Source organism: Pseudomonas sp. Pmew2, assembly GCF_058129885.1.
In genome coordinates, this window is the sequence record NZ_CM176702.1 from 1,516,155 (window position 1) to 1,539,010 (window position 22,856).

24 protein-coding genes are annotated in these 22,856 nt (G+C 57.7%); 12 read left to right on the forward strand and 12 right to left on the reverse strand.

What is annotated here, in order from left to right; translation table 11 throughout:
- Positions 1 to 33: 33 nt before the first annotated feature.
- Genes AC4ANK_RS06985 through AC4ANK_RS06995 form a run of 3 tightly spaced genes read right to left on the reverse strand, consistent with a single transcriptional unit; the run spans position 34 to position 3,629 of the window.
- Positions 34 to 612: a cob(I)yrinic acid a,c-diamide adenosyltransferase gene (locus AC4ANK_RS06985; RefSeq protein WP_002555034.1), complete on the reverse strand. Its 579-nt coding sequence runs from the start codon at positions 610 to 612 to the stop codon at positions 34 to 36.
- A gap of 15 nt (positions 613 to 627) precedes the next feature.
- Positions 628 to 2,664 carry a sensor histidine kinase gene (locus AC4ANK_RS06990; RefSeq protein ID WP_002555033.1) on the reverse strand — a complete coding sequence of 679 codons (2,037 nt, stop codon included), beginning with the start codon at positions 2,662 to 2,664 and terminating at the stop codon, positions 628 to 630.
- A 44-nt stretch (positions 2,665 to 2,708) separates the two neighbouring features.
- Positions 2,709 to 3,629, reverse strand: a complete 921-nt coding sequence (locus AC4ANK_RS06995; protein ID WP_002555032.1) for a putative 2-dehydropantoate 2-reductase — start codon at positions 3,627 to 3,629, stop codon at positions 2,709 to 2,711.
- Positions 3,630 to 3,798: 169 nt separating this feature from the next.
- On the opposite strand from AC4ANK_RS06995, the gene AC4ANK_RS07000 reads away from it, so the two are divergent.
- Positions 3,799 to 4,278, forward strand: a complete 480-nt coding sequence (locus AC4ANK_RS07000) for a YajQ family cyclic di-GMP-binding protein (protein ID WP_002555031.1) — start codon at positions 3,799 to 3,801, stop codon at positions 4,276 to 4,278.
- Positions 4,279 to 4,403: 125 nt separating this feature from the next.
- On the forward strand, positions 4,404 to 5,234 hold the full coding sequence (locus AC4ANK_RS07005; RefSeq protein ID WP_003363993.1) for a mechanosensitive ion channel family protein: 831 nt from the start codon (positions 4,404 to 4,406) through the stop codon (positions 5,232 to 5,234).
- Positions 5,235 to 5,294: 60 nt separating this feature from the next.
- Here the strand turns inward: AC4ANK_RS07005 and AC4ANK_RS07010 are convergent, their stop codons facing one another.
- The 3 genes from AC4ANK_RS07010 to AC4ANK_RS07020 are packed head-to-tail and all read right to left on the reverse strand — an operon-like array spanning position 5,295 to position 7,617.
- Positions 5,295 to 5,627 carry a hypothetical protein gene (locus AC4ANK_RS07010; protein ID WP_002555029.1) on the reverse strand — a complete coding sequence of 111 codons (333 nt, stop codon included), beginning with the start codon at positions 5,625 to 5,627 and terminating at the stop codon, positions 5,295 to 5,297.
- Between the two features lie 28 nt (positions 5,628 to 5,655).
- Positions 5,656 to 7,206, reverse strand: coding sequence for an AmpG family muropeptide MFS transporter (locus tag AC4ANK_RS07015; RefSeq protein WP_002555028.1), 1,551 nt, complete (start codon positions 7,204 to 7,206; stop codon positions 5,656 to 5,658).
- A gap of 54 nt (positions 7,207 to 7,260) precedes the next feature.
- Complete coding sequence (locus AC4ANK_RS07020) at positions 7,261 to 7,617, reverse strand: MGMT family protein (RefSeq protein WP_002555027.1); 357 nt, start codon at positions 7,615 to 7,617, stop codon at positions 7,261 to 7,263.
- Positions 7,618 to 7,781: 164 nt separating this feature from the next.
- On the opposite strand from AC4ANK_RS07020, the gene AC4ANK_RS07025 reads away from it, so the two are divergent.
- A complete protein-coding gene (locus AC4ANK_RS07025; RefSeq protein WP_002555026.1) occupies positions 7,782 to 8,789 on the forward strand; it encodes a DUF481 domain-containing protein in 1,008 nt (335 codons plus the stop codon).
- Positions 8,790 to 8,842: 53 nt separating this feature from the next.
- Here the strand turns inward: AC4ANK_RS07025 and AC4ANK_RS07030 are convergent, their stop codons facing one another.
- On the reverse strand, positions 8,843 to 9,601 hold the full coding sequence (locus AC4ANK_RS07030) for an SDR family oxidoreductase (RefSeq protein WP_002555025.1): 759 nt from the start codon (positions 9,599 to 9,601) through the stop codon (positions 8,843 to 8,845).
- A gap of 278 nt (positions 9,602 to 9,879) precedes the next feature.
- On the opposite strand from AC4ANK_RS07030, the gene AC4ANK_RS07035 reads away from it, so the two are divergent.
- From AC4ANK_RS07035 to groL, 3 genes are all read left to right on the forward strand, one after another.
- Positions 9,880 to 10,374: an FxsA family protein gene (locus AC4ANK_RS07035; RefSeq protein ID WP_002555024.1), complete on the forward strand. Its 495-nt coding sequence runs from the start codon at positions 9,880 to 9,882 to the stop codon at positions 10,372 to 10,374.
- A gap of 254 nt (positions 10,375 to 10,628) precedes the next feature.
- Positions 10,629 to 10,922: a co-chaperone GroES gene (locus AC4ANK_RS07040; protein WP_002555023.1), complete on the forward strand. Its 294-nt coding sequence runs from the start codon at positions 10,629 to 10,631 to the stop codon at positions 10,920 to 10,922.
- Positions 10,923 to 10,971: 49 nt separating this feature from the next.
- On the forward strand, positions 10,972 to 12,615 hold the full coding sequence (gene groL / locus AC4ANK_RS07045) for a chaperonin GroEL (protein WP_002555022.1): 1,644 nt from the start codon (positions 10,972 to 10,974) through the stop codon (positions 12,613 to 12,615).
- Positions 12,616 to 12,695: 80 nt separating this feature from the next.
- On the opposite strand, the gene AC4ANK_RS07050 is transcribed toward groL, so the two are convergent.
- Positions 12,696 to 13,436, reverse strand: coding sequence for a phosphatase PAP2 family protein (locus AC4ANK_RS07050; RefSeq protein WP_460383294.1), 741 nt, complete (start codon positions 13,434 to 13,436; stop codon positions 12,696 to 12,698).
- A gap of 177 nt (positions 13,437 to 13,613) precedes the next feature.
- Here AC4ANK_RS07050 and colR point away from each other — a divergent pair, with 177 nt between their 5' ends.
- The 5 genes from colR to AC4ANK_RS07075 all read left to right on the forward strand — a co-directional run bounded on the left by colR (position 13,614) and on the right by AC4ANK_RS07075 (position 17,408).
- Positions 13,614 to 14,297 carry a two-component system response regulator ColR gene (gene colR, locus AC4ANK_RS07055; protein WP_002555020.1) on the forward strand — a complete coding sequence of 228 codons (684 nt, stop codon included), beginning with the start codon at positions 13,614 to 13,616 and terminating at the stop codon, positions 14,295 to 14,297.
- A complete protein-coding gene (locus tag AC4ANK_RS07060) occupies positions 14,287 to 15,576 on the forward strand; it encodes a sensor histidine kinase (protein ID WP_002555019.1) in 1,290 nt (429 codons plus the stop codon). Before colR ends, AC4ANK_RS07060 begins: the two co-directional genes overlap by 11 nt.
- A 200-nt stretch (positions 15,577 to 15,776) precedes the next feature.
- Positions 15,777 to 16,457, forward strand: coding sequence for a class I SAM-dependent methyltransferase (locus tag AC4ANK_RS07065; protein WP_460383291.1), 681 nt, complete (start codon positions 15,777 to 15,779; stop codon positions 16,455 to 16,457).
- Positions 16,458 to 16,461: 4 nt separating this feature from the next.
- Positions 16,462 to 17,184 (forward strand): lipopolysaccharide kinase InaA family protein, encoded by a 723-nt coding sequence (locus tag AC4ANK_RS07070; RefSeq protein ID WP_002555017.1) that lies wholly within the window; start codon positions 16,462 to 16,464, stop codon positions 17,182 to 17,184.
- Positions 17,181 to 17,408: a hypothetical protein gene (locus AC4ANK_RS07075; RefSeq protein ID WP_002555016.1), complete on the forward strand. Its 228-nt coding sequence runs from the start codon at positions 17,181 to 17,183 to the stop codon at positions 17,406 to 17,408. Before AC4ANK_RS07070 ends, AC4ANK_RS07075 begins: the two co-directional genes overlap by 4 nt.
- A 24-nt stretch (positions 17,409 to 17,432) precedes the next feature.
- Here AC4ANK_RS07075 and AC4ANK_RS07080 read toward each other — a convergent pair whose 3' ends face one another.
- The 3 genes from AC4ANK_RS07080 to AC4ANK_RS07090 all read right to left on the reverse strand — a co-directional run bounded on the left by AC4ANK_RS07080 (position 17,433) and on the right by AC4ANK_RS07090 (position 21,126).
- Positions 17,433 to 18,539 (reverse strand): DUF1513 domain-containing protein, encoded by a 1,107-nt coding sequence (locus tag AC4ANK_RS07080; RefSeq protein WP_002555015.1) that lies wholly within the window; start codon positions 18,537 to 18,539, stop codon positions 17,433 to 17,435.
- 16 nt (positions 18,540 to 18,555) lie between these two features.
- Positions 18,556 to 19,620, reverse strand: a complete 1,065-nt coding sequence (locus AC4ANK_RS07085; RefSeq protein WP_031594997.1) for an imelysin family protein — start codon at positions 19,618 to 19,620, stop codon at positions 18,556 to 18,558.
- 78 nt (positions 19,621 to 19,698) lie between these two features.
- Positions 19,699 to 21,126, reverse strand: a complete 1,428-nt coding sequence (locus tag AC4ANK_RS07090; protein ID WP_002555013.1) for a di-heme oxidoreductase family protein — start codon at positions 21,124 to 21,126, stop codon at positions 19,699 to 19,701.
- Between the two features lie 206 nt (positions 21,127 to 21,332).
- On the opposite strand from AC4ANK_RS07090, the gene AC4ANK_RS07095 reads away from it, so the two are divergent.
- The gene (locus AC4ANK_RS07095) at positions 21,333 to 21,962 is read left to right on the forward strand and encodes a pyridoxamine 5'-phosphate oxidase family protein (RefSeq protein ID WP_002555012.1); all 630 of its coding nucleotides are present in this window, start codon (positions 21,333 to 21,335) and stop codon (positions 21,960 to 21,962) included.
- Positions 21,963 to 22,005: 43 nt separating this feature from the next.
- On the opposite strand, the gene AC4ANK_RS07100 is transcribed toward AC4ANK_RS07095, so the two are convergent.
- On the reverse strand, positions 22,006 to 22,695 hold the full coding sequence (locus AC4ANK_RS07100; RefSeq protein WP_306102558.1) for a DUF6708 domain-containing protein: 690 nt from the start codon (positions 22,693 to 22,695) through the stop codon (positions 22,006 to 22,008).
- Between the last annotated feature and the right edge of the window lie 161 nt (positions 22,696 to 22,856).

Consider the following 22,856-nt stretch of genomic DNA (forward strand, 5'->3'; position numbering starts at 1 on the left):
CAAATCTGCGCCGCGCAGCCATTCGGATGCTCATCAAACCGGCTTGGGCGCGGGCTGCCAGAGTATTTCCGCGATGCCCTGTCTTCTGGCGATCAACCGAGCTGCGACGAACAACAAATCCGACAGCCTGTTGATATACGCCAGCCCGGCGCCTTCCAGTGGCTCGACCGCATTCAAATGCTGGCAACGGCGTTCGGCACTGCGCGCCAGGCTGCGGCAGATGTGCGCTTGAGCGATCAGTGATGATCCGCCTGGCAAGATGAAATTTTCCAACGGCCCCAGCTCTTCATTCCACACATCGATTGCCGCTTCCAGCCGCTCAACCTCAGCGTCCTTCAGCGCTTTGTAAGTCGGCATTGCCAGTTCGCCCCCCAGATCGAACAGCCGATGCTGGCAAGGCGCGAGCACCTCGATCACTTCGTTGAGAGCCGGCACGCTTTTGGCCTCATCGATCAGCCCGGCCAGCAACAGGCCGAGCTGGCTGTTGAGCGTATCGACCTCGCCAATGGCCTCGACGCGCGGATGATCCTTGGACACCCGTCGACCGTCGCCCAGACCGGTCTCTCCGGCATCACCGGTGCGTGTGTAAATCTTCGACAAACGAAAGCCCATTGCTGCGATTCCTGATCAAGACTTGGAAATAACCTGCTGCTGAACGCTTACCTGGTTGGCCACCAGCGGTAGACGCAGCGTAAAGCAGGTGCCTGTGCCGAGAGAGGAATGCACCTCCATCTGGCCTTTATGATTATTGGTAACAATGAAATACGACACCGACAGACCCAGCCCGGTGCCCTGGCCGATTTCCTTGGTGGTAAAGAACGGTTCGAAAGTACGTTTTCGGACGTTTTCGGACATGCCGATGCCGTTGTCCTCCACCTGAATTTCGGCCCAGGGCGGGTTGAGACGGGTACGCAGGATGATGCGTCCAGGCTCCTCGCTCTCCGGGCGCTGGTGAATGGCCTGGGCGGCGTTCTTCAGCAGGTTCAGCAGCACCTGCTCCAGTTCGTTGGCGATGCACGGTACCGGACCCAGTTCCGGGTCGAACTGACGGATGATGTGCTGGCCCTTGAAGTCGAAACCGACGGTAAGGTCAAAATCGTTGCTGGCAATTTCCACTGCCTGATCGATCAATGCCGGTAAGTCGCAGGCTGACAGCTGACGACTGCTCAAGCGGCTGAAATTGAGCATGTGGCTGACAATCTTTGCTGCCCTGGCACCCGCTTGCTGGATGCCATCGAGCAGTTTTGGTACTTCGCGGCTTTCCAGGTAATGATTGACCTGCGCCAGATTGATACCGTCGGCTTCGGCCTGCTCAATGTTCTTCGGCAGTTCCGGGGACAGACGCCGCCTGATGTTCTGCACATTGTGCAGAATGGCGCCCAACGGGTTGTTGATCTCGTGGGCCATGCCCGCTGCCAGACCGCCGACAGACAACATCTTCTCCGACTGCACCATCATTTCTTCCAGCGATATACGCTGGGTGATGTCATCGATACGGATCACCACGCCACGCCCGGCATCGCCGGTCAGCGGGTAGAACGTCAGCGCATAGTGGCGCGACTCGTCGTTTTTGATCCAGGTCACGCGCTCGATCTTGGTCACGCTGTGGCGCTCGACGGTGTGCTTGATTTGCGGCAGAAACGAGCGCATCGGCTCGAAGGCCAGAAAGATCGGCTGGTTCAACGCTTCGTCCAGCGTGGTTCCGGACAGCGCTGTCGCCTCCTGATTCCACTGGGTGACGTACAGCTGCTCGTCCAGCGCGATCATCGCCGAGGGCATCGAATCAATGATGCTGTTGAGGTAGTTCTGAAAGCCGGTGAGCTTCTTCTCGATCTTGCTGCGCACCTGGACTTCCAGTTCCAGTTTGCGGTTGGTGTGGCGGGTTTCCTCGGCCAGCCCCTGTGCTTGATCGTAAGCTTCCTGGGAGTCATCTCGAGCGCGCTTGAGTTGTTGCTCACGCGCTTCGATACGCGACAGCATGGTATTGAATGCCTCGGCCAGACTGCCGATTTCATCCTCGTTGCCGGGCTCTGCGCGCAGTGCGTAGTTTTCTTCGCGGGTGACCTGCCGCGACAGTTCTTCCAACTGATAAATGGGCTCTGTGATCAAGCGCCGGATCTGCCGGGCCACCACCAGCCACAGCAACACGCTGAACACCAGAATGCCCAGACTCGCGGTCAGTGTGCCGGTGTAGAACGCGGGAGGCAGCTCGCTGCTGGCAACCAGTAACATGTGCCCGGGCGGTTCGTCGCCTTTCGGTACGGTAATGACCTGCGTGCTGCGAAACTCGGTAAGCCGCCAGCTTTCGAGGTCCTTGTAGTGCCTGGGCAGTTGCAGGCCCTCGCCCTGTTGCATCTGCTCAAGTCGCTCTCCGTCGTTGTCGTATATGGCCGCTGCACGTAGCGGGCCGTAGCTTTTGAGTTCCTTGAGCAAGGCACGCGCATCGGCAGGCGAGTTCAAGGCGCGCTCGTTGAGATTGGCGCTGCTGATCAGACGGCCAATGGTCTGCAGGGCCTGCGGGGCCATCGCTTCCTGAGAGATGTAATAAGCCGCGCTGATGAAGGTCAGGTTCGCAACCAGCAGCACGGTGGTCATCAGGACCAGCAGGGCGGCCAGCAGTTTCTGACCTACCGGCAGGTTTTCCAGGCGTTGGCGCAAAGGCATTGGGAAGGTCGCAGTGACGTGTGATGCGAGCAGGGTAGCGCGCGCTAGTCAGTACGCAAACCCTTGTGTGCCAGATGGGCTGTCAGACGTGTCTGCAATTGCTGCAGGTGTGCTGCCGGACAGCGATGACGCATGGCTGCCGCACACGTGTAACCCAGCAGGTAGCTGATTTCGGTGCGTCGCCCGTGAAGCACGTCCTGATACATGGATGAGTAATTGGCGGCGGTCGCATGAATGACCCGCAGCACTTCAGCATGCAAGTCATGCGCTGCCGCTGGCTGGCCGCAGCGGCCCAGCAAATCGCTCAGCTCGGCGCACAGTGTTGCGACCTCGCAGGCGTGCTCGAGCAGGCCACCATTACGGCAGTCGTGCAGGACCGTCAGCGGGTTGATCGCGCAGTTCAGGGCCAGCTTGCGCCACAGCCGCGTCAGGATGTCCGGTGTCCATTCGTGGGGAATGCCACTGGCGTGCAAGTCCTGCAGAAGTGCGGGTGCCGTCGGGTTCGATACATCGCCAAGCCAGTTGAAGCCGTGGCCAGCGAACCTGACACGCCAGTCCGACTCCAGAAACGCGCCTTCAGTGCTGGAGGCGAACACGCAGCGGATGTGGGGGATTCTTGCAGCCACAGCGTCCTGACTGCCCAGGCCGTTTTGTAGCAGGATGACGTCGGCATGTGCCGCCAGATGCGGTGCCAACTGCGCAACAGCCTGCTCAGCGTCGTAGGCCTTGCAGGCGACCAGCAGCCGCTCGATGGGTTGGTGATGTTCGGCGGTCTGTGCTTCGGCCGAGTACGTGTAGGCGATATCGTTTTCGACCAGTGTCACGCTACCGCCACTGGTGTTATACGCCGCCAGCCGTTCAGCATTGCGAAGAATCAACCGCACCGGCAGACCTGCGCGCGCCAGTCGCGCCGCCCACAGAGTGCCCAGACTTCCCGCGCCGAGAACATGCCATGTCACCCCCATCAGTGAGGCACGTTAAGGCGTTGAAGCGGTCTGCTGAAGGTGAAAACAAGGATGTGCATGAAAGGCTCACAGTGAATGCAGGAAAAGTCTCGTTATAATGAGCGTTCTTTCAAACCGTCAAGTCACGCGTGCCCGAATCGTGCGCACGCCGTTTATCTGGAGAACATACATGCCCTCGTTCGACGTAGTGTCCGAATTGGATAAACACGAAGTCACGAATGCCGTCGACAATGCCATCAAAGAGCTGGACCGTCGCTACGACCTCAAAGGCAAAGGTACTTTCGAGTTCAAGGAACTGACTGTCACGCTGACCGCAGAAGCAGACTTTCAGCTGGAGGCCATGATCGAAATCCTCAAGCTGGCGCTGGTCAAACGCAAGATCGACGCAAAATGCCTCGAGATCAAGGATGCCTACGCTTCGGGTAAACTGATGAAGCAGGAAGTCACCCTGCGCGAAGGCATCGACAAGGAACTGGCGAAAAAAATCGTCGCCCATATCAAAGAGGCCAAACTCAAGGTCCAGGCCGCCATTCAGGGCGAGCAAGTGCGGGTTACCGGCAAGAAGCGCGACGACCTGCAAGAAGCGATCGCAGCGCTGCGTGCCTATGATTCGGGCATGCCGCTGCAATTCAACAACTTCCGCGACTAATATTTATTTGCACTGAAAGCCGGGGAACCCTGCGTCCCCCGGCCAGTCCGAATCGCCTTGAGCATTGAAATGACGGCAGGCCGCCGTGGTTTCGATGGCAGTTCATGGCGGGTAAGGAGATAACGATGGATTTAAACGCAGAAGTCGGTCATCTGTGGCAAGCGTCACAGGCCTGGATTCCGATGATCATGGAGTACGGCAGCCGCTTGCTGCTGGCAGTCGTAACGCTGTGTGTGGGCTGGTGGCTGATCAACCGGCTGACCGGAAAACTGGGCGCGTTGCTGGCCTTGCGACACGCCGACCTGGCCTTGCAGGGCTTCGTCAGCAACCTGGCGAACATCATTCTGAAAATCCTGCTGGTGGTCAGCGTCGCGTCGATGATCGGCGTCGAAACTACCTCGTTCGTGGCCGCTATCGGTGCTGCCGGCCTGGCGATTGGTCTGGCATTACAAGGCAGCCTGGCGAACTTCGCGGGTGGTGTGCTGATTCTGTTGTTCCGTCCGTTTCGCATCGGTGACTGGATCGAAGCCCAGGGTGTGTCGGGAACTGTCGACAACATCCAGATCTTCCACACCGTGCTGCGCACCGGCGACAACCGTACGGTGATCATTCCCAACGGCAACCTGTCCAACGGCATCATCACCAACACCAACCGTCAGCCAACCCGCAAGATCACCTTCGATATCGGCGTCAGCCACGATGCGGATTTGAGAAAAGCATTGCAGGTCCTGCTGGACATGGCAGACGACCCACGCGTACTCAAGGACCCGGCCCCACAGGCCGTGGTGGCAGCGCTGGGGGAGAACGCAATTACCTTGTCCCTGCGTGTCTGGACCAGCAGTGGCGATATGGGCGACGTGACGTCGATGTTCAACATCGAAGCGCGCGACCGCTTGAAGGACGCAGGCATCGAGATTCCATTGCCGCAACGGATTGTTCGGGTGGTTCAGGAATAGTGGTTTGTGCGGTAAGACAAAGCCCTGGCTCGTGAGAGTCGGGGCTTTTTTATTCGGCGATTACTGCAGGCTTATATTGGCCAGCGTGATGATAATGCCGATGCCCGCGACAGTGGCGGCTACTGCGTTGATGGAGAACACTGTGCGTATCTTTCTGGACAGTCTCCATGGCTTTACGGCGAACGCATAAATCAGCAGAAAGATGATCGCGAAGATTTCCACCTGCGCGAGTAGGACTACCGCACTGCCCAAGGCCATTGATCCGGACAGGCCATCAGCGTCTCGCGACAGATAATATGTCAGCAGAGTGCCGATGATGGGTAGCCAGATCCCCAGGCTGATAAGAATCAGTGGGATGGGGTTGAAAGGGCGTGTTTGGTTTTCGGTGTCCACTTTTTTTCCTTGATGAGTGATCCGGCGATCAGGGCTTCTCAATCTCTGAAACTGCTGTCGGTGCCTCGGCCTTCGCGGTGCGTATCTCGCGGCTCCATTGCAGGATGATCATCACCAGCGTTGGAATGCCCAGTAAAGCGGTGATCAGGAAGAAATTGTGATAACCGAATTTCTCCACCACCACGCCGGAATAACCGCCCAGCAAACGCGGCAACAGCAGCATGATTGAGCTGAGCAGTGCGTATTGAGTGGCGGAAAACTTAAGGTTGGTGAGGCTCGACAGGTAGGCGACAAACGCTGATGTCGCCAGCCCTGAGCTGAGGTTGTCCAGTGAGATGGTCAGGATCAGCATCTTCACGTTCGGGCCCATGTCCGCCAGCAACAGGAACAGGATGTTGGTCGCTGCCGAGGTGAAGCCGCCGATGAACAGGATCGGCATGATACCGAAGCGTACGATCAGCAGACCACCGGCACCAGCGCCCAGCAGGGTCATGATCAGGCCGAAGATCTTGCTGACACTGGCGATCTGGTCCTTGGTGAAGCCCTGGTCGATGTAGAACACGTTGGCCATGACGCCCATCACCGTGTCCGACATTCGATAGGTCGCAATCAGGCCCAGTAACAGCAGGGCCTGCCAGCGATAACGCATGATGAAGTCGTTGATCGGCGTAAGCACCGGTGCCAGCCCGCGACGACCCATTGACGACAGACAGGCGAAGGTCAGAAGCGTGTAGAGAATGGCGCGCAGGAAAGCCCGGTCTTCCAGCAACAGGTCCATCCAGCTGGTGCCGTTGAACAGCACGCTGGCGAAGTCGGTGTTGTAAAGCTGGGTAAACATTGCCGGTACTGAAACCAGCAGCACAATGAGCACGAACACCGAGGCCAACTGGTGGGTAAAACCATAGCGCGCTGCCGACAGTTGGGTGCGCAACGGTACGGGTGGCTCGCGCATGATCAGCGTAGTGACCAGCGCTGGCAGCATCAGCAGGCCAAACAGCACATAGGTGCCGGTCCACGCCGAATGCTTGTAGGCAAAGCCTGTTGAGCCGAAACCTTCAGCGAAGTACAGCGCGCCCGCGGTCGCCAACAGTGCGGCCACCCGATAGCCGGACATATAGCTGGCGGCGAGGGCGGCCTGCTGGGTGTCCTGGGCGATTTCAAGGCGATAGGCGTCGATGGCGATGTCTTGCGTTGCGGAGGCGAAGGCCACTACTACGGCAATTGCGATCAGCCAGGACAAATGCTTCTGCGGATCGCAGAAACCCATACCGATCAGGCCGAGAATCACCAGGCTCTGTGCAAGCACCAACCAGGAGCGCCGCCGCCCCAGCTTGCCCAGAAACGGCAGGCGCCATTGGTCGAGTAAGGGCGACCAGACCCATTTAAAGGCGTAGGCAAGACCGATCAGGCTCGCATAGCCGATGGTCTCGCGAGCAACACCGGCTTCGCGCAACCACACGGATAAGGTCGAAAAGACCAGCATATAAGGCATGCCCGCAGCGAATCCGAGCAGCAGTAACACTAATGTCGACGGGCTGGCATATGCGGCGAGCGCGGCGCGCCAGGTTTTACGGGGCATGGGCTGGAATCTGCCTCAGGTTACGAAAACAAAGGGCGCACTCTAACCGCTGTGCTATAGGGGACGCCAGCCATGGCGCTGCATATCCACCCGATTATTCCGAATGGTAACGCCCTCGGCGCGTAAACGGGCTCGCTGTTCGTCACCGGACACACTGCCAGCGGGCAGGCTGAGCCGACCGCCGGCCCCCAACACCCGATGCCAGGGCAGGGAAGAGCCGTCCGGCAACTGACTCAATGTACGGCCCACCCAGCGCGCAGCTTTGCCCAGCCCTGCCAGTTCAGCCAGTTGACCGTAGGCGACCACTTTGCCCTCCGGTATTTGCGCCATCGTCAGGTAGAGGGCCGTACGTCGCATTTCGGCAGCTGACGGCTCGCCAGGGTAAAGAAGTGTCAAGTCCGGGTCGGTCACGCGTTTATCCTGTATAAAACGATATTGATTGTCGTTCGCGGAACTTTGGTCGATCGCTGCTGTCTGTTACCACCGTGTCCGGCGCTCCATGGATTGAGATCGCCTTGATGTTTTTCTGCAGGATGATGCCCGCCTTCCCGCCAAACAGAGCCTGATTACCGCTTATGTTGTCCAGAACCCTGCTGTGCCTCGCAATTACTACTGTTTCCACTCCATTGCTTGCCGACACTGTCTGGTTGAAGAACGGTGATAGGCTGACTGGCACAATCAAAGTGTTCGACGGTGGCAAGCTGCTATTGCAGACCGAATACGGCGGCGCTATTCCGTTGGACTGGAAGCAGGTCAAAACCCTGCAAAGCGATCAGCCACTGCTGGTAAAGCAGGATGAGCACACAGGCGAAGTCTCCAAGTCGTTGCAGGCTGCCGATGATGGCAAGGTCGTGCTGGCTAATGGCGATGCACCCAAGACCGTCGAACTGGCAAGCATTCATCAGATCATCAAGCCCAAGCCGGTTATCACTGATCTTGTCTGGAAAGGCAATATCGATGCGGCGCTGGATTTCCAGCAGGCAGAAAACGACACCAATGACTACAACATTGCCTTCAAGACTTCGGCGCGTCACGGCCAATGGCGCCATAACGCCAAAGGCGATTACAACCGCGAAACGACCGATGATGTGGTCGGCACCGACAACTGGAGCGCCGAATACTCGCTGGATCGCTTCCTGACCGAGAAATTCTTCTGGGATGCTCGTGTCACCTACAAGCGCGACAAGATCGAAGACCTGTCGCGTCAGCGTGTTGTCGGTACAGGTCCTGGTTACCAGCTGTGGGATGACGAGCTGGGAGCCTTCAAGGTCGGTGCGCTGCTTAACCGCACAGATTTCGAATTCTCCAATGGCCAGAAGGAAAACTTCTATTCGGTCGCAGGTACCTGGGATTACAACCGCTACCTGATCGGCAAGAAGTTCGAGTTCTTTAGCAACGGCGAGCTGGGCAAACCGTTAAGCGGCGTTGCCGATTACTCCATGGATGTCGAAGCCGGGCTGCGCTACAAGGTTACCGACTGGGCGTCGCTTAACCTGAAAGCCGAGAAAAACATCATCAGTGGCTCGGATAACGGCGACGTGGACAAGACCCGCTACACCGCCGGTTTCGGTGTGAGCTGGTAAACAATGTGGCGAGCGATGCACACCGTGTGCATCGTTCTGCCAGGATGCGTTGACTAGATTCTCATCGCGCCGTCCAGCTCCAGTATGCGGCCACTGAAATAATCGTTTTCAAGAATGTAAGCCACCGAGTGGGCGATTTCGTCGGGCTTGCCCATACGCTTGAGCGGGATGGCCGAGGTCATTTTCTCAAGTGCTTCGGGGCGCATGCTGCCGGTCATTTCGGTTTCAATGAACCCAGGTGCCACGCCCGCCACGCGGATTCCGTAGCGTGCCAGTTCCCTTGCCCAGGTAACGGTCGCGGCGGCAACGCCGGCCTTGGCTGCCGAGTAGTTGGTTTGTCCGATATTCCCCGCCCGTGAAATCGACGAGATATTGATGATCGCGCCCTGGCTCTTCTGCTCGATCATTTTCGCCGCCACCTCGCGCGTGCAGAGGAATACGCCGGTCAGATTGACGTCAATCACCGATTGCCATTGCGCCAGGCTCAGTTTGGTCATCACGCCATCCTTGACCTTGACCAGCAGGCCGTCACGCAAAATACCGGCGTTGTTGACCAGGCCATGAATGGCCCCGAAATCCTCGGCGACCTTATTGACCGTGTCGACGACCTGTTCTTCATTGGCGACATTGCATAGATAGGCGCGAGCCTTGACCCCGAGCGCCTCACAGGCTACGACGGCCTGATCAAGTTTGTCCTGATTCAGGTCCAGCAGTGCCAGGTTCGCGCCCTTGCCAGCCAGATATTCGGCCATGGCTCTGCCTAGCCCCTGGCATCCGCCGGTGATAATTATCAGCTTGTCTTTCAATTCCATGTGCGTGCCCAATCACAGTTGATCGTTTCCATGGCATCACTGGCTTGATGCGAGTGCTTATGCCATAGCCAGAGCACGTTATAGGCTGTTTTCGCCCGTTCGTCTCGCCTCTGCCACCCAGCCCTGAAATACACCGATACACGTTTGTGAAGCCCAGGTTCAGCTGACTTATGCGCATAATTGAGCTGTTACCCAAGCGCAGGGAGCTTGAATTAACGACCTTCTGACATCACATACGGTCTACTCGGAAGGCATTCTTCCCTTGAGGAACTCATTTGATGCGTGTTTTTTTGCTGCTGTTTTTATTATTCCCGGTACTTGAGCTGTTTCTGCTGGTTCGTGTCGGGATGTCCATCGGCTTTCTCTGGACCTTCTTGCTGGTCGTCGCGACGTCCATGCTCGGCTTGTTCGTCATGCGGGTAGCCGGTTTTGCCACGGCGCTGCGTGCGCGCGAAAGCCTGGCGCGTGGCGAGCTGCCTGCCCAGGAAATGCTTGAAGGCCTGATGGTCGCCGTCGGTGGCGGTCTACTGCTGTTGCCCGGCTTCATCAGTGACATTCTGGGTGTGATCTGTCTGCTGCCGATTACTCGTCGTTTGCTGATCAACAAGGTTCGTCGCCGTGCAGAGGATCAGGCTATGCGTCAGCGCGCCTTCGCCGATGATCTGCAGACTCAGGCCAATCAGGGACCTGCCAGCCATCGCCCGAATGCCATTCACCAGCCGACCCGCGAGCCGGATGTGATCGAAGGCGAGTTCGAACATCGCGACAAGTAGCCGTTACACCCCCGGCAGCGCGGCACCTTCGGGTGCCGCGCTCGTTTTGGGGTGGCAATTGGGCTGTAAAATTTTTTTGCCCAAGACTTGTAATCACTTTGCTCGCCCTTATGTATGGGTCACCGCAAGGTTTCTGGCATGAAGGCCAGACCGTATTCTGCGGTTCGCGCGTCGAACCGTAACCGGCAAGTCCGGATTTAAACCGGCCGGTGCACTCACCGGACGATCAAACAAACATAATCAGGAGATCGACAATGAAGCTTCGTCCTCTGCATGACCGCGTCGTAATCCGTCGCAGTGAAGAAGAAACGAAAACTGCCGGCGGTATCGTTCTGCCAGGTTCGGCTGCTGAAAAGCCTAACCGCGGCGAGATCGTTGCTGTGGGTACCGGCCGCGTGCTGGACAACGGCGAAGTACGTGCGCTGGCTGTGAAAGTGGGTGACAAGGTTGTGTTCGGCCCTTATTCCGGCAGCAACACAGTGAAAGGAGACGGCGAAGACCTGCTGGTGATGAGCGAGAACGAGATTCTTGCTGTCGTCGAAGGCTGAGTGCTCCCGCTGATTTCCGTTACTACAAAGTATTCAAGGAATAATGATCATGGCTGCTAAAGAAGTTAAATTCGGCGATTCTGGCCGCAAAAAAATGCTCGCCGGTGTAAACGTCCTGGCTGACGCAGTTAAAGCGACCCTGGGCCCTAAAGGCCGTAACGTTATCATCGAGAAAAGCTTTGGCGCTCCGCTGATCACCAAAGACGGTGTGTCGGTTGCCAAGGAAATCGAGCTTAAAGACCGTTTCGAAAACATGGGCGCGCAGCTGGTCAAAGACGTTGCCTCCCGTGCCAACGATGACGCCGGTGACGGTACTACCACCGCTACCGTTCTGGCTCAGGCTATCGTCAACGAAGGCCTGAAGGCTGTCGCTGCCGGCATGAACCCGATGGACCTCAAGCGCGGCATCGACAAGGCGACCATCGCCATCGTTGCAGAGCTGAAGAAGCTGTCCAAGCCTTGCACCGACACCAAGGCAATTGCTCAGGTCGGCACCATTTCGGCCAACTCTGATCACTCCATCGGCGACATCATTGCCGAAGCCATGGAAAAAGTGACCAAAGACGGCGTTATCACCGTTGAAGAAGGTTCGGGCCTGGAAAACGAGCTGTCTGTTGTAGAAGGCATGCAGTTTGACCGCGGTTACCTGTCTCCGTACTTCATCAACAAGCCAGACACCATGGTTGCCGAGCTGGACAGCCCGCTGCTGTTGCTGGTCGACAAGAAGATCTCCAACATTCGCGAAATGCTGCCGGTTCTGGAAGCAGTCGCCAAGGCTGGCCGTCCTCTGCTGATCGTCGCTGAAGACGTTGAAGGCGAAGCGCTGGCAACTCTGGTTGTCAACAACATGCGCGGTATCGTGAAAGTTGCAGCTGTCAAGGCTCCAGGTTTCGGCGATCGTCGCAAGGCCATGCTGCAGGACATCGCTGTTCTGACCGGCGGTACCGTTATCTCCGAAGAGATCGGCCTGAGCCTGGAAACCACTACCCTGGAACACCTGGGTAATGCCAAGCGCGTCATCCTGAACAAAGAAAACACCACCATCATCGATGGTGCTGGCGTCAAAACCGATATCGACTCGCGTATCTCCCAGATCCGTCAGCAAATCGGCGACACCAGCTCGGACTACGACAAGGAAAAACTGCAAGAGCGTCTGGCCAAGCTGTCTGGCGGCGTTGCAGTGATCAAGGTCGGTGCCGGTTCCGAAGTTGAAATGAAAGAGAAGAAAGCCCGCGTTGAAGACGCCCTGCACGCAACCCGCGCAGCCGTCGAAGAAGGCGTGGTACCTGGCGGTGGCGTAGCACTGGTTCGCTCCCTGCAAGCTATCGAAGGTCTGAAAGGCGACAACGCTGATCAGGACGTCGGTATTGCTCTGCTGCGTCGCGCCGTTGAAGCACCTCTGCGCCAGATCGTTGCCAACTCCGGTGACGAGCCAAGCGTTGTTGTCGACAAGGTCAAGCAGGGTTCGGGTAACTTCGGTTACAACGCTGCTTCCGGCGAATACGGCGACATGATTGAAATGGGTATCCTGGACCCGGCCAAAGTGACTCGCTCTGCTCTGCAGGCGGCGTCCTCCATCGCCAGCTTGATGATCACCACCGAAGCGATGATCGCTGACGTGCCTGAAGACAAGCCAGCAGGCGGCGGCATGCCGGACATGGGCGGCATGGGTGGTATGGGCGGCATGATGTAAGCCGGCTTTACCCCGAAAAGCCACACCCATAAAGAACCCCGCCTTGTGCGGGGTTTTTTTGTCTTGCTGTTCCGGATCAATCAGTGCGTCGGTTGTACTTTGCTGTTATCGAGGCCCTTGGGTTCGGGGCGGTAAAGTACAAAGTAGTAAACCCCCAGACAGATCAACCAGCAAAACACTGCAGTCCAGATGTTATGGGAAAAGAAGTGCGCGCCTTGCAGCATTCGGCCGATAGAGAACACTGTTCCCAAACCGAAGGCCAGGGCCAGCCCCATTTTCGCCATTCTCGGGCGGCGGTCGCGCAAGGCGAAGAACAGGGCAAACAGGGTAAAACCGGTGGCTGCATGACCACCTGGCCAGCAACGCCCTGGCTTGTCGGTGGCAGGGCGCGGGCTCAACAATTCGCTGTAGGTTTCCTGGCCGCCGAACTCGGTGAGGCTCCAGGGGCATTGCACCGAGGTTATCACTTTTACTGGCGTCACGAAGGCGGTTGAAAGCGCCATGGACAACACCAGACAACCCAGTTCTCTGCGCCAGGGGATCAGACGTTCTACCTTGAACGACGCAGCAAAGCCGATCATGGCCAGTACGCCGAAAACCATCACCAGTTGTTTGGCGCGGTCGTGAAGGACGTCTTCCAGAAAATAGCTGTGCCTGCCAATGAATTGCCCACTGACGGGATCGAAGGCAAGCCTGGCGATGTCCATGTCCAGCGAAGTCAGCTCAAGGAGTACGAGGATCAGCGCGACAACAGCGGGGATACCCAGATAAATCCACGGATTGATTGGGCGAGAGTAGGGTGGGGCGACGGTTTTCGACATATCGAATCCAGATCGGTGAAAGGCATGCCGCGTTCATTGTGTGCGACGGTTTGTCTCAAAGTGTGTCATGTGCTTTGTAAATCATAGGTGAAAAAATCGTCATACCATATCGGCGCTGGCCCTGAAGCTCACTTCGTCTTAAGCTGCGCCAGCCCAAACTGCATATGAGAGTGCGTTATGCGAATTCTTCTGGTTGAAGACAACCGCGACATCCTGGCGAACATGGCCGATTACCTGGGCATGAAAGGCTATACCGTCGACTGCGCTCAGGATGGCCTCTCAGGACTGCACCTGGCAGCCACCGAGCACTATGACCTGATTGTCCTCGACATCATGCTGCCGGGCATCGACGGCTACACGCTGTGCAAGCGTCTGCGCGAAGATGCCCGTCGTGATACCCCGGTCATCATGCTGACCGCACGCGATCAACTGGACGACCGTCTGCAAGGCTTCCGCTCTGGCGCTGATGACTACCTGCTCAAGCCGTTCGCCCTGTCCGAACTGGCCGCGCGCATCGAAGCGGTGTTGCGCCGTGCCCAGGGCGGCGGACGGCGTACCTTGCAGGTGGCCGATCTGGTCTATGACCTCGACACCCTTGAGGTTACGCGTGAAGGCCGGATGCTCAAGCTCAACCCGGTCGGGCTCAAACTGCTCGCCGTCCTGATGCAGAAAAGCCCGCATGTATTGCGCCGCGAGATTCTGGAAGAGGCTCTGTGGGGCGACGACTGCCCGGACAGCGACAGCCTGCGCAGCCATGTGCATCAGTTGCGTCAGGTGATCGACAAACCGTTCGGCAAACCGCTGTTGCAGACCGTGCACGGTGTGGGCTATCGCTTGGCCGAGGGCCGGGATGGAGTTTAAACAGAGTCTTGCCCAACGGATCATAATTGCCTTTGCATTGATGAGCGCACTGGTCGCCGGGTCTTTCGCCATCGGAATCATCTCCACGGTCCATCTGGTCGAAGAAAAACTGATTTCTGCCGGCCTCGGCGGCGATCTTAATCGCCTGATGCTGATGGACAGTGTCAGTGACTGGAGCCACCGGCCCAAGCCCGATCAGTTGTTCTACTTCAGCAACGGTCCGGGCGATTTCGATCTGCCCAAAGACCTTCGGCACCTTGAACCCGGTTTTCATGAGGTCTTCCGTGGGCCACTGTCGTACCACGCCATGATCGAGGTGGTGGACGGTCGGCATTACGCTCTGCTTCAGGATCAGAGCGATTTTGAAGAGCGTGAGCGGGTCCTGTTCGCGGTCGTGCTGGTTGGTTTTGTTCTGGCGTTGGCACTGGCGGTATTTCTCGGCTGGGTATTGGCCCGCCGGGTGATGGCGCCGGTAGTGCGTTTGGCCAGGCAGGTTCGTCACCGTGACCAGTTGCTGGGGCTGGCACCGCCACTGGCGCCTGACTACGCCGCTGATGAGGTCGGCGAGCTGGCGGTGGCGTTCGATGCAACGCTGGGGCGTCTGAGGCAAGCGTTGATTCGTGAACGCATGTTCACCAGTGACGTGAGTCATGAGTTGCGCACCCCGTTGATGGTGCTGGCCAGCTCCTGCGAGCTGCTGCTGGAAAACCCTGCGCTCGACCTGCGAGGGCGTCGTCAGGTCGAGCGTATTGGCCGCGCCTGCGAGGAGATGCGTGATCTGGTGCAAACGTTCCTCATGCTCGCCCGCACACAGCGTGAGGATCCGGCCATGACGCCCAAGGCCACGCTGGTCGGGGTGGCTGAACAGTTGATCTCTCAATGGCGTGATCCAATAGAAGGCAAGGGGCTGCAACTGACCTACACGCCACCTGCCGATGACCAGCTGTCCGAAATTCGTTACAACGCGACCTTCCTCCATGCCGTGATGGGCAACTTGCTGCGCAACGCGCTGCACTACACCGATTACGGATTCATTGCGCTGACCCTGCACGCCGAAAGTTTCACCGTGGAAGACAGTGGCGTCGGTATTCCAGAGGAAAAACGCGAGGCCATGTTCGAGCCATTTGTGCGTGGCAATGAGCAGCGCGGGGAAGGCCTGGGCCTTGGTTTGTCACTGGTGCAGCGCATCTGCGCCAACCAGGGATGGAGCGTCGATCTCACGCCCATGGAGCCGCACGGTTGCCGGTTCGAAGTGACACTGAACCTGAACAAAACCTGACGTTCATTTTGAGCAAATCCACCTCAGTGTGTGGCGGTAAATCGACCGCACTTCGTCGATGAGTCACACTTGGCGTTTAACTCTCTGTAAAATCTCGAAACATCTGAAGTACAAAGGTAACAATATTTTCACATTCAGATGACCTGACAGTGACAGCGGTGCCTTTAGTTTGGCCCGCATCAACGTCAGGAGCGGCTCCCATGAGCGACCGTATAGAACTCGAGTTTTCCCGCAAGTACGAAAAGTCGCATGCTCGTCAGTACCTTGAAAAGCATCAGGACGGTCTTTGGCGCAAGTTGTCGCATCATCGCGATGAACAACTGGCGAGAAAAGCGCTTCACCTAGCCGGTGACCCTGGCCTGGTGCTGGACCTGCCTTGCGGTGCGGGGCGTTTCTGGCCATTGTTGGCCGAGAAACCGAACCGCTCGATCATCGGTGCTGACAACTCCGCAGACATGCTCAGTACCGCTTGTGCATCACAGCCGGCAGAAGTTGTAAAAAGGGTACAACCTTTGCAGACATCTGCCTTTGACATCGACCTGCCTGATAACGCAGTAGACAGCATCTTCTGCATGCGCCTGCTGCACCATGTCGGCCAATCAAGCGACCGGATGGCTCTATTGCGTGAGTTCCAGCGCGTAACCCGTGACAGTGTGATTGTCTCATTGTGGGTCGATGGCAATTTCAAAGCATGGAAGCGTGCACGCCTTGAGAAACAGCGCCTGCAGAAAAACGGGCAGGAAAGTTACCAGAATCGTTTTGTGTTACCGGTTGCTACCGCAGAATCCGAATTTGAACAGGCAGGATTTCGTATCCAGAACCGGATGGATTTTCTGCCGATGTACGCCATGTGGCGTGTCTACGTCTTACGTAAAAGGTAAACAGATGGGTTTGCAGTCCTTGAAAGAGCCAGTTGTGAACTCGGTGCAGGATGAGTTCAACCATTTCTGGAGTCAGCACGGCGAATGGGTTGAAGAACCCAATTCCCGTCGAGGTGGAGAAAGTGGTGTACAGCGGCTCACGATGGACAACGGGCAAACGCTTTATGCCAAGCGTCAGACAGGGCATATATACCGCAGTTTGCTGCACCCTTTGGGGCGACCGACTGTATTGCGTGAGCGTGAAGCGCTTGAAGGTCTGCGCAAGCTTGGCGTAGTCGTGCCGGAAGTGGTGTTTTGTGGTGCCGAGCGTGGCGAGGACAATGCCTGGCGGGCATTGCTGGTCACGGTTGCGCTGGAAGGTTTCGAAGAGATAGAAAAGTGGCAGGCTGGCGGAGGACGCGAGCGGCATGGCGAGCTGTTCTATGAGCTCGTGCTCAAGGAAGTGGCGGCCACCCTGGCCCGCATGCACCTTGGCCGCTGGCAGCATAGCTGCCTGTATATCAAGCACATATTTGTACGTGTGACCGGTGAGGGGCCGGATGCCAAAGTCGAGGTTGCCTTGCTGGACCTCGAAAAAGGCCGGCGCCGCCTGACAGCGCAAGGGGCGGCCCAGCATGATATGAAACAGCTACGACGCCATTCGTCATTCAGCGCTGCAGACTGGCAAAAGTTGATCTACTTTTATCAAGCAGCGTTTGGCAGCTCTATCAAAGGTTTAGAGTCATGAAGCTAGAAATGGCAAGAGGTCTGTTTATCTTCGGTGCATTGGCAATTGCCACCGTCGCAGTGGCAGCGCTTGAACAACCGTCTACCCAGATACTCACGACACAGCACGGCGAGGGATATTGCCCGTTGCCGCGTGTGGCCAAGAGTCTGGTGAGCGTGCAGCCTGATCATGACCTGTTGCTGTTCATGTACAGCCTGGCGCAAGGGGCTGGGGTCAGGAACTGAGGCGCTTTGCTGCCTGACTTCTGACTATCCTGCTTGAGCCAGATGAAGGTGGTTGTCCCACAGCCCTGCTGGCAGGTCCAGCGGTTTGGCCAGCAGTTGCGCTTTGCGACAATCATAGAAGCGGCAACGCCCTTGGCCCGAAGTCACGACAAACCCATCGGCTACCGCACCCACGCCTGCGCAGTCCGGTAGCGGCGCATCCAGCTTCAATGCACCGCTGTCCAGATCCCAGATAAAGAACCGGTTGCCACGCGGCGCTGTCAGGGCTACCAGGCGCAGATCACTGTGCACTGCAACGCTTGCAGTGTAATGAGCCATCGCCCGCAGTTGTTCTTCTGCCACCGGAAAGGCCTGAAAGGGCTGCCCCGGCCGTTTGATTGCCAGCAACTCGGCTACTTCGTGGCTGTCGCCCATGAACTGCTGGCCTGCCACGATGGTGCCGTCGCTGGCGATGCCCATGTGACGCACGCTGTTCATCTGCTGGGAAAGAGTCTCCTTGCTCAGCAATGTACCGTCACGCTGCATGATCACCAGGCTGGGCTGCATGGCATTCAGGTTCATCTCTACCCGGCTTTCCGCTTCGGTGCGAATACCGCCGTTCGCGACTACCAGCGTTTCGCCATCCGGCATCCACGAAACCTGATGCGGACCGATACCGTGCGTAGGAATTTCAGCCGAGTGCACCAGTCGCTGATCAACGAATCGATAGACGCCCAGTAGCCCTCGGCCTGGGTCAAGGGTGTCGTTTTCCGTCGCATATAGCCATTCGCCATCGCGGTGAATCACCGCATGACCATAGAAGTGTCGATTCGGCTGCGAAGCGATGGTTTGCAGCAAGCGGCCATCGCGCAAATCGATCAGATAGCTTTCAGTACCTGGACGACGTGCGATGAACACTGCAATCGGCAGGTCGGGATGATTGATGATGTCGTGGCAGCGCTGGCCCACCTGGGTGGCAAATACCTGCGTTCCGTCGAGATGGAAACCCACCGCGTAGTGTTTGCCTTCGCCATCGTCGCGAGCGGAGAGCAGCAGAGGGGGTGCGTCTTTTTGCCTGAACAGCGTCCAGCCGCCCAGCGTGAAAGCGCTGAGCAAGAGACTGCCGAGGGCCATGGCCTGACGTCGCAACATCACGTGTACCTCTTGATCAATCGCCGTCGTTGGCGTTGAAGCCCAACTGTATGCCCAATGCCTTGGCCAGCTCGCCTTCGTGCAGGCGGTGCACCGCATTGAGGCTGTCGTAGAACGCATTGAGTTGCTGACGTCCTGTTTCGGTGGCCAGCAGGTCGGCGAGTGGCGGCTTGAGTTCCGACAGTAATTTGCGGCTGGTAGCGTAGGCCGCATCGATTTTGTCAGCCAGCGGTTTCTGCTCGGCTGGCAGCAAGCTGCGCAGGCCCTTGTTGTCGACACCGGTCCAGACCGTTTCGGCGCTGATCAGGCTGGCTTCCAGGCTGCTGAGCGACGATTTGCTGCGCCATGCATCTGCCTGGAAGGGTTGCGGCTGGCCCTTGCTCTGGCGACCCAGTGGCGTGCCCAGTTTCTTCTTCAGACTGTCGAGGGCCGTGACCTGAACCCGCAGCAGTTCGGCGATGGCTTCATGAGAATCGGCGTAGCGCTGGTTGGGGAATTTGCTCAGTTGCGCAAGCATGCCGTCGGTACTGTTCCAGCTGCTGAGGATTTCCTCGGCAAGCTGCTTTTGACGCTCGCCGATTGCCATCAGCAGCGGGCAGTAGCGGGCTTTCTGTTCGGTATTGGCCATGTCGATTTCCGCGTCGAACAGAATGTATTCGTAAGCGGACAAACCTTGCACCACGACGCTGGCCTTGGACAGCTCCTGAGCAGTGATCTGCGGCTGTGCCGTCACCAGTTGCTCGACCTGCCGGCCAACCAGGTTCTTCTTGTCTGGCCAGAACTGTATTTGCCAGGCGCGATTGCCCTCGGCCAGAGGGCCGATCAGCAGCGGTTGCAGCTCGGCCCAGGTCTTCTGCGCCTTGAGAAAGTCGGCGCGTGCTGTGGCCAGATCAGTCTTGCCCTGACAGAACGCCAGTGCGCTGGTTGCCAACTGACGATCAGCATCGACCCAACGGCTGTAGGTCGGCAGGATTACCTGTCTGGCAATGGCTGCGGACGTGACCGCCTGAGGGTCGGATGGCGAGCAGGCACCCAATGCAAGCGCCGCAAGGCTGGTCAGCAACAACTTGGGTCGGAACATGTCCGGCTCCTTATTTTATTTTCGAAAGATGATTTTGAAAAAATAATGTTGAACGAGACGATTCTGGAATGGGAGCAATCATAACGAATTCAGAAACGCCAACAGCGCTTCACGCTGTTGCGCGTCAAATGCAAGAACCTGCCGCTGCGCTGCCTGGGCTTCGCCGCCATGCCACAGTATCGCCTCAAGTACATTGCGGGCGCGACCATCGTGCAACAGTTGGGTGTGCCCGCTCACCGTTCCGGTCAGGCCCAGCCCCCACAGTGGGGGCGTGCGCCACTCGCGGCCAGTGGCCTGGAACTCGGTACGGTTATCGGCCAGCCCTTCGCCCATGTCGTGCAGCAGCAAATCGCTGTAAGGGCGAATATCCTGATTGGCCAGCTCAGGTTCGACGGCGTCGCTACGAGTCTTGAACGAGGGCGTGTGGCATTGCTGGCAACCCGCCTGAAAAAACAGATTCTTGCCCGCCAGCACCCGAGGGTCATCGACCTTGCGGCGTGCCGGAACCCCCAGGTTGCGTGTGTAGAACTCCACCAGACGCAGGATGTTGTCGCTGACCTCCGGCTCGCCGTTCGGGCCATTGCCGTTGGGCGCTGCCAGGCAGTCGGTCTGGGCTGGCGTGCAGTCATCAAAGCGGCGCAGGCTGGTAGTCAGCCCCATGTCGCCGGAAAAAGCGTGCACGTTCTGCTGATTCAGGTTGGGTTGCCCGGCTTTCCAGCCGAATCGGCCCATGACGACTTTTTGCTGTGCATCGTCCCAGACCCAGTTTGGGCGTCCCGATATGCCATCGGCGTTCTTGTCATCCGGGTCGGCATTGGCAAGAATTGCTTCATCGGCAATCGCCTCAAGCAACCCCAGCCCGATCATCGGCGGGGCTATGCGCGCCGAGATGTGGGTATCGGGGTGCATTGGTCCGTAACCCAACTGGGTGATTCGGAGGGTCGGCTGGCGCAGCTCGACTGAGGTGCCATCGCGAAACTCGACCGCCAGCGCATCGTACTCGACCCGCACCTTGCCCTCGGGGGCCACGCCGGGGTTCGACATGTCCTGCAACTGCCCACCGTAAGTCGGCTCAGGCAGCACGCCATTGCGCTGCACAAGATCGGCGTAGGCCGGGTCATCAGGAATCGACAGCCTGACCAGCATCGACACGGCGTTGCTGTCGCCAGTTTCTGGCGGATGACCACGACCGTCCTTGATGTGGCAGTTCTGGCAAGCGTTGGTGTTGAACAACGGCCCAAGCCCGTCGCGAGCGGTCGTGGTCGATGGCGCAATCACCCACGGACTGCGGAAAAAACTGTTGCCGACACTGAAGTCCAGCCGCCGCACGGGCGACAAGTTGGCCGAGGGCATGGAAAAGGCATTTTGATCGCTCTTCCTGACCGTCGCACTGCCTCCGGACAAGGCTTCTCCCGGCTCGGCATGAGTGAAACGCGGGGCGTCATCGCATGCACTCACGGCCAGAGTCGTAAGCAAGGCGAGGGATAGACGGAGCCGCGTACTCATACACATCCTGCAACGAGGCGAAAATCGGGGCGTGCAAGCTTATCAGCCTCGTGCGGTTTGAATAAGAGGGATTATCGTTTGCCCGCTCTGACGTAATGCGTTGTTACGAATCTCTGAGGCTGGTCCGGTCCCGGCATTTTTGCCTATGCTGCACATGTCGAAGTTGACAGCACACACAGACAACATGCCCAGCAGAGGCCACATCAATGGATAACCCGGAAAACAGCGCGCTCGTGACCACAATCGAGACGCTGGAAGCGCTCTATGGCCCGATTGCTCCTCCTTCCATGATCAAGGAAGTTGACCATATTCACGCGGTTTACCGGCCCTTCATCGAGTCGGCACCCTTTGTTGTGCTGGCCTCTGCCGGGCCTGACGGCCTTGATGCGTCCCCGCGTGGTGATCAGGCGGGCTTCGTGCATATCGAGGACAGCAAGACGCTTTATCTGCCTGACCGGCGCGGCAACAACCGCATCGATACCCTGCGCAATATCATCAGCGACCCACGCGTCGCGTTGCTGTTCCTCGTACCAGGAGTAGGTGAGACCTTGCGGGTCAACGGAACAGCGCAGATATCGGTTCAGCCCGAACTGTTGTCGCGTTTCGAGGTGAACGGCCAACTGCCCAGGTCAGTGCTGCGCATCTTCGTGACCAGCGTGTACTTCCAATGCAGCAGGGCAACCATCAGGTCCGGTTTATGGGATGCAACCCGGCATATCGAACGCAGCACGCTGCCGACTGCCGGGCAAATACTAAAAGCGGTTTCGGCCGAGCAGATCGACGGTGACGCCTATGACAAGGCTTTGCCGGGACGCATTGCGGATACGTTGTATTGATCATGGCTGATACCGTATTGCGCTTCTTGTGGTCATGGCTCGATCAGCTACCGGTTTTGTTCTGATTTCTTTCCTTCTCAAGAAAGTAGTCAAAGATACTCATGCCCTTGCGCAGGATTTTGCGAACTTCTTCGCTTTGCGCGATCAGTTCGGCGCTGGGGGCTTGCCATTGTTCGCGGGGTAGGGGTTTGGACCAGTCTTGTACTGCTTTTGGAAATGCCGTTTTCGGCAGTCGCTTGACCCAACTGGCGACGTGGCAGGGCAAAGTCCAGCCGCTGAAAAACTGGATCAGCAGAAAGCCGAACAGGTAGCGCAAGCAGCCGTGGTCAAGCAGGTAGTCACGGCGACACATGTGGAAAAACTCCACAGTGCCTTCCTCTAGGTCAGTGCCCATCATGGACTTTCGCAGGGCGCTCGGGCCTTCTTCCATGTAGGCGCGGATCGCTTCCCACTCGCTGACTGCCATACCAAGCGTGGAAGTAGGCAACGTGAGCCACATCACCTGGCCGTCCGAGGCGTCTACGAAGCCGATCATCAGAGCGAATTTCTGCTGAGTGCCGTATTGCGTTGCAACTGTGCTGCTGACGCAGGCAATTATTTCTTCCCAAGGGATAAACCGGGGCGGTTGGCCATGCTTGGCGACATAGGCCACCTCGCGGCGCTGACGGTTGAAGCGGATGGGGGGCGTGCTGGTGAGTTGGTACACTGCCTTGAAGAAAAAGTAGCCATACATTGATGCCAGAAGGAACACAAACAGCCACAGAGCCCAATTGGGAAAAATGAAAGGTATTGCTGTTTCAAGAATGGGGGTGTTGGAAATAAAATATTCGGCAATGCCTGTACCAATGCCGGTCAAAAGGAACATCATGATAATGCTTGCTACTGAAGCCGTGT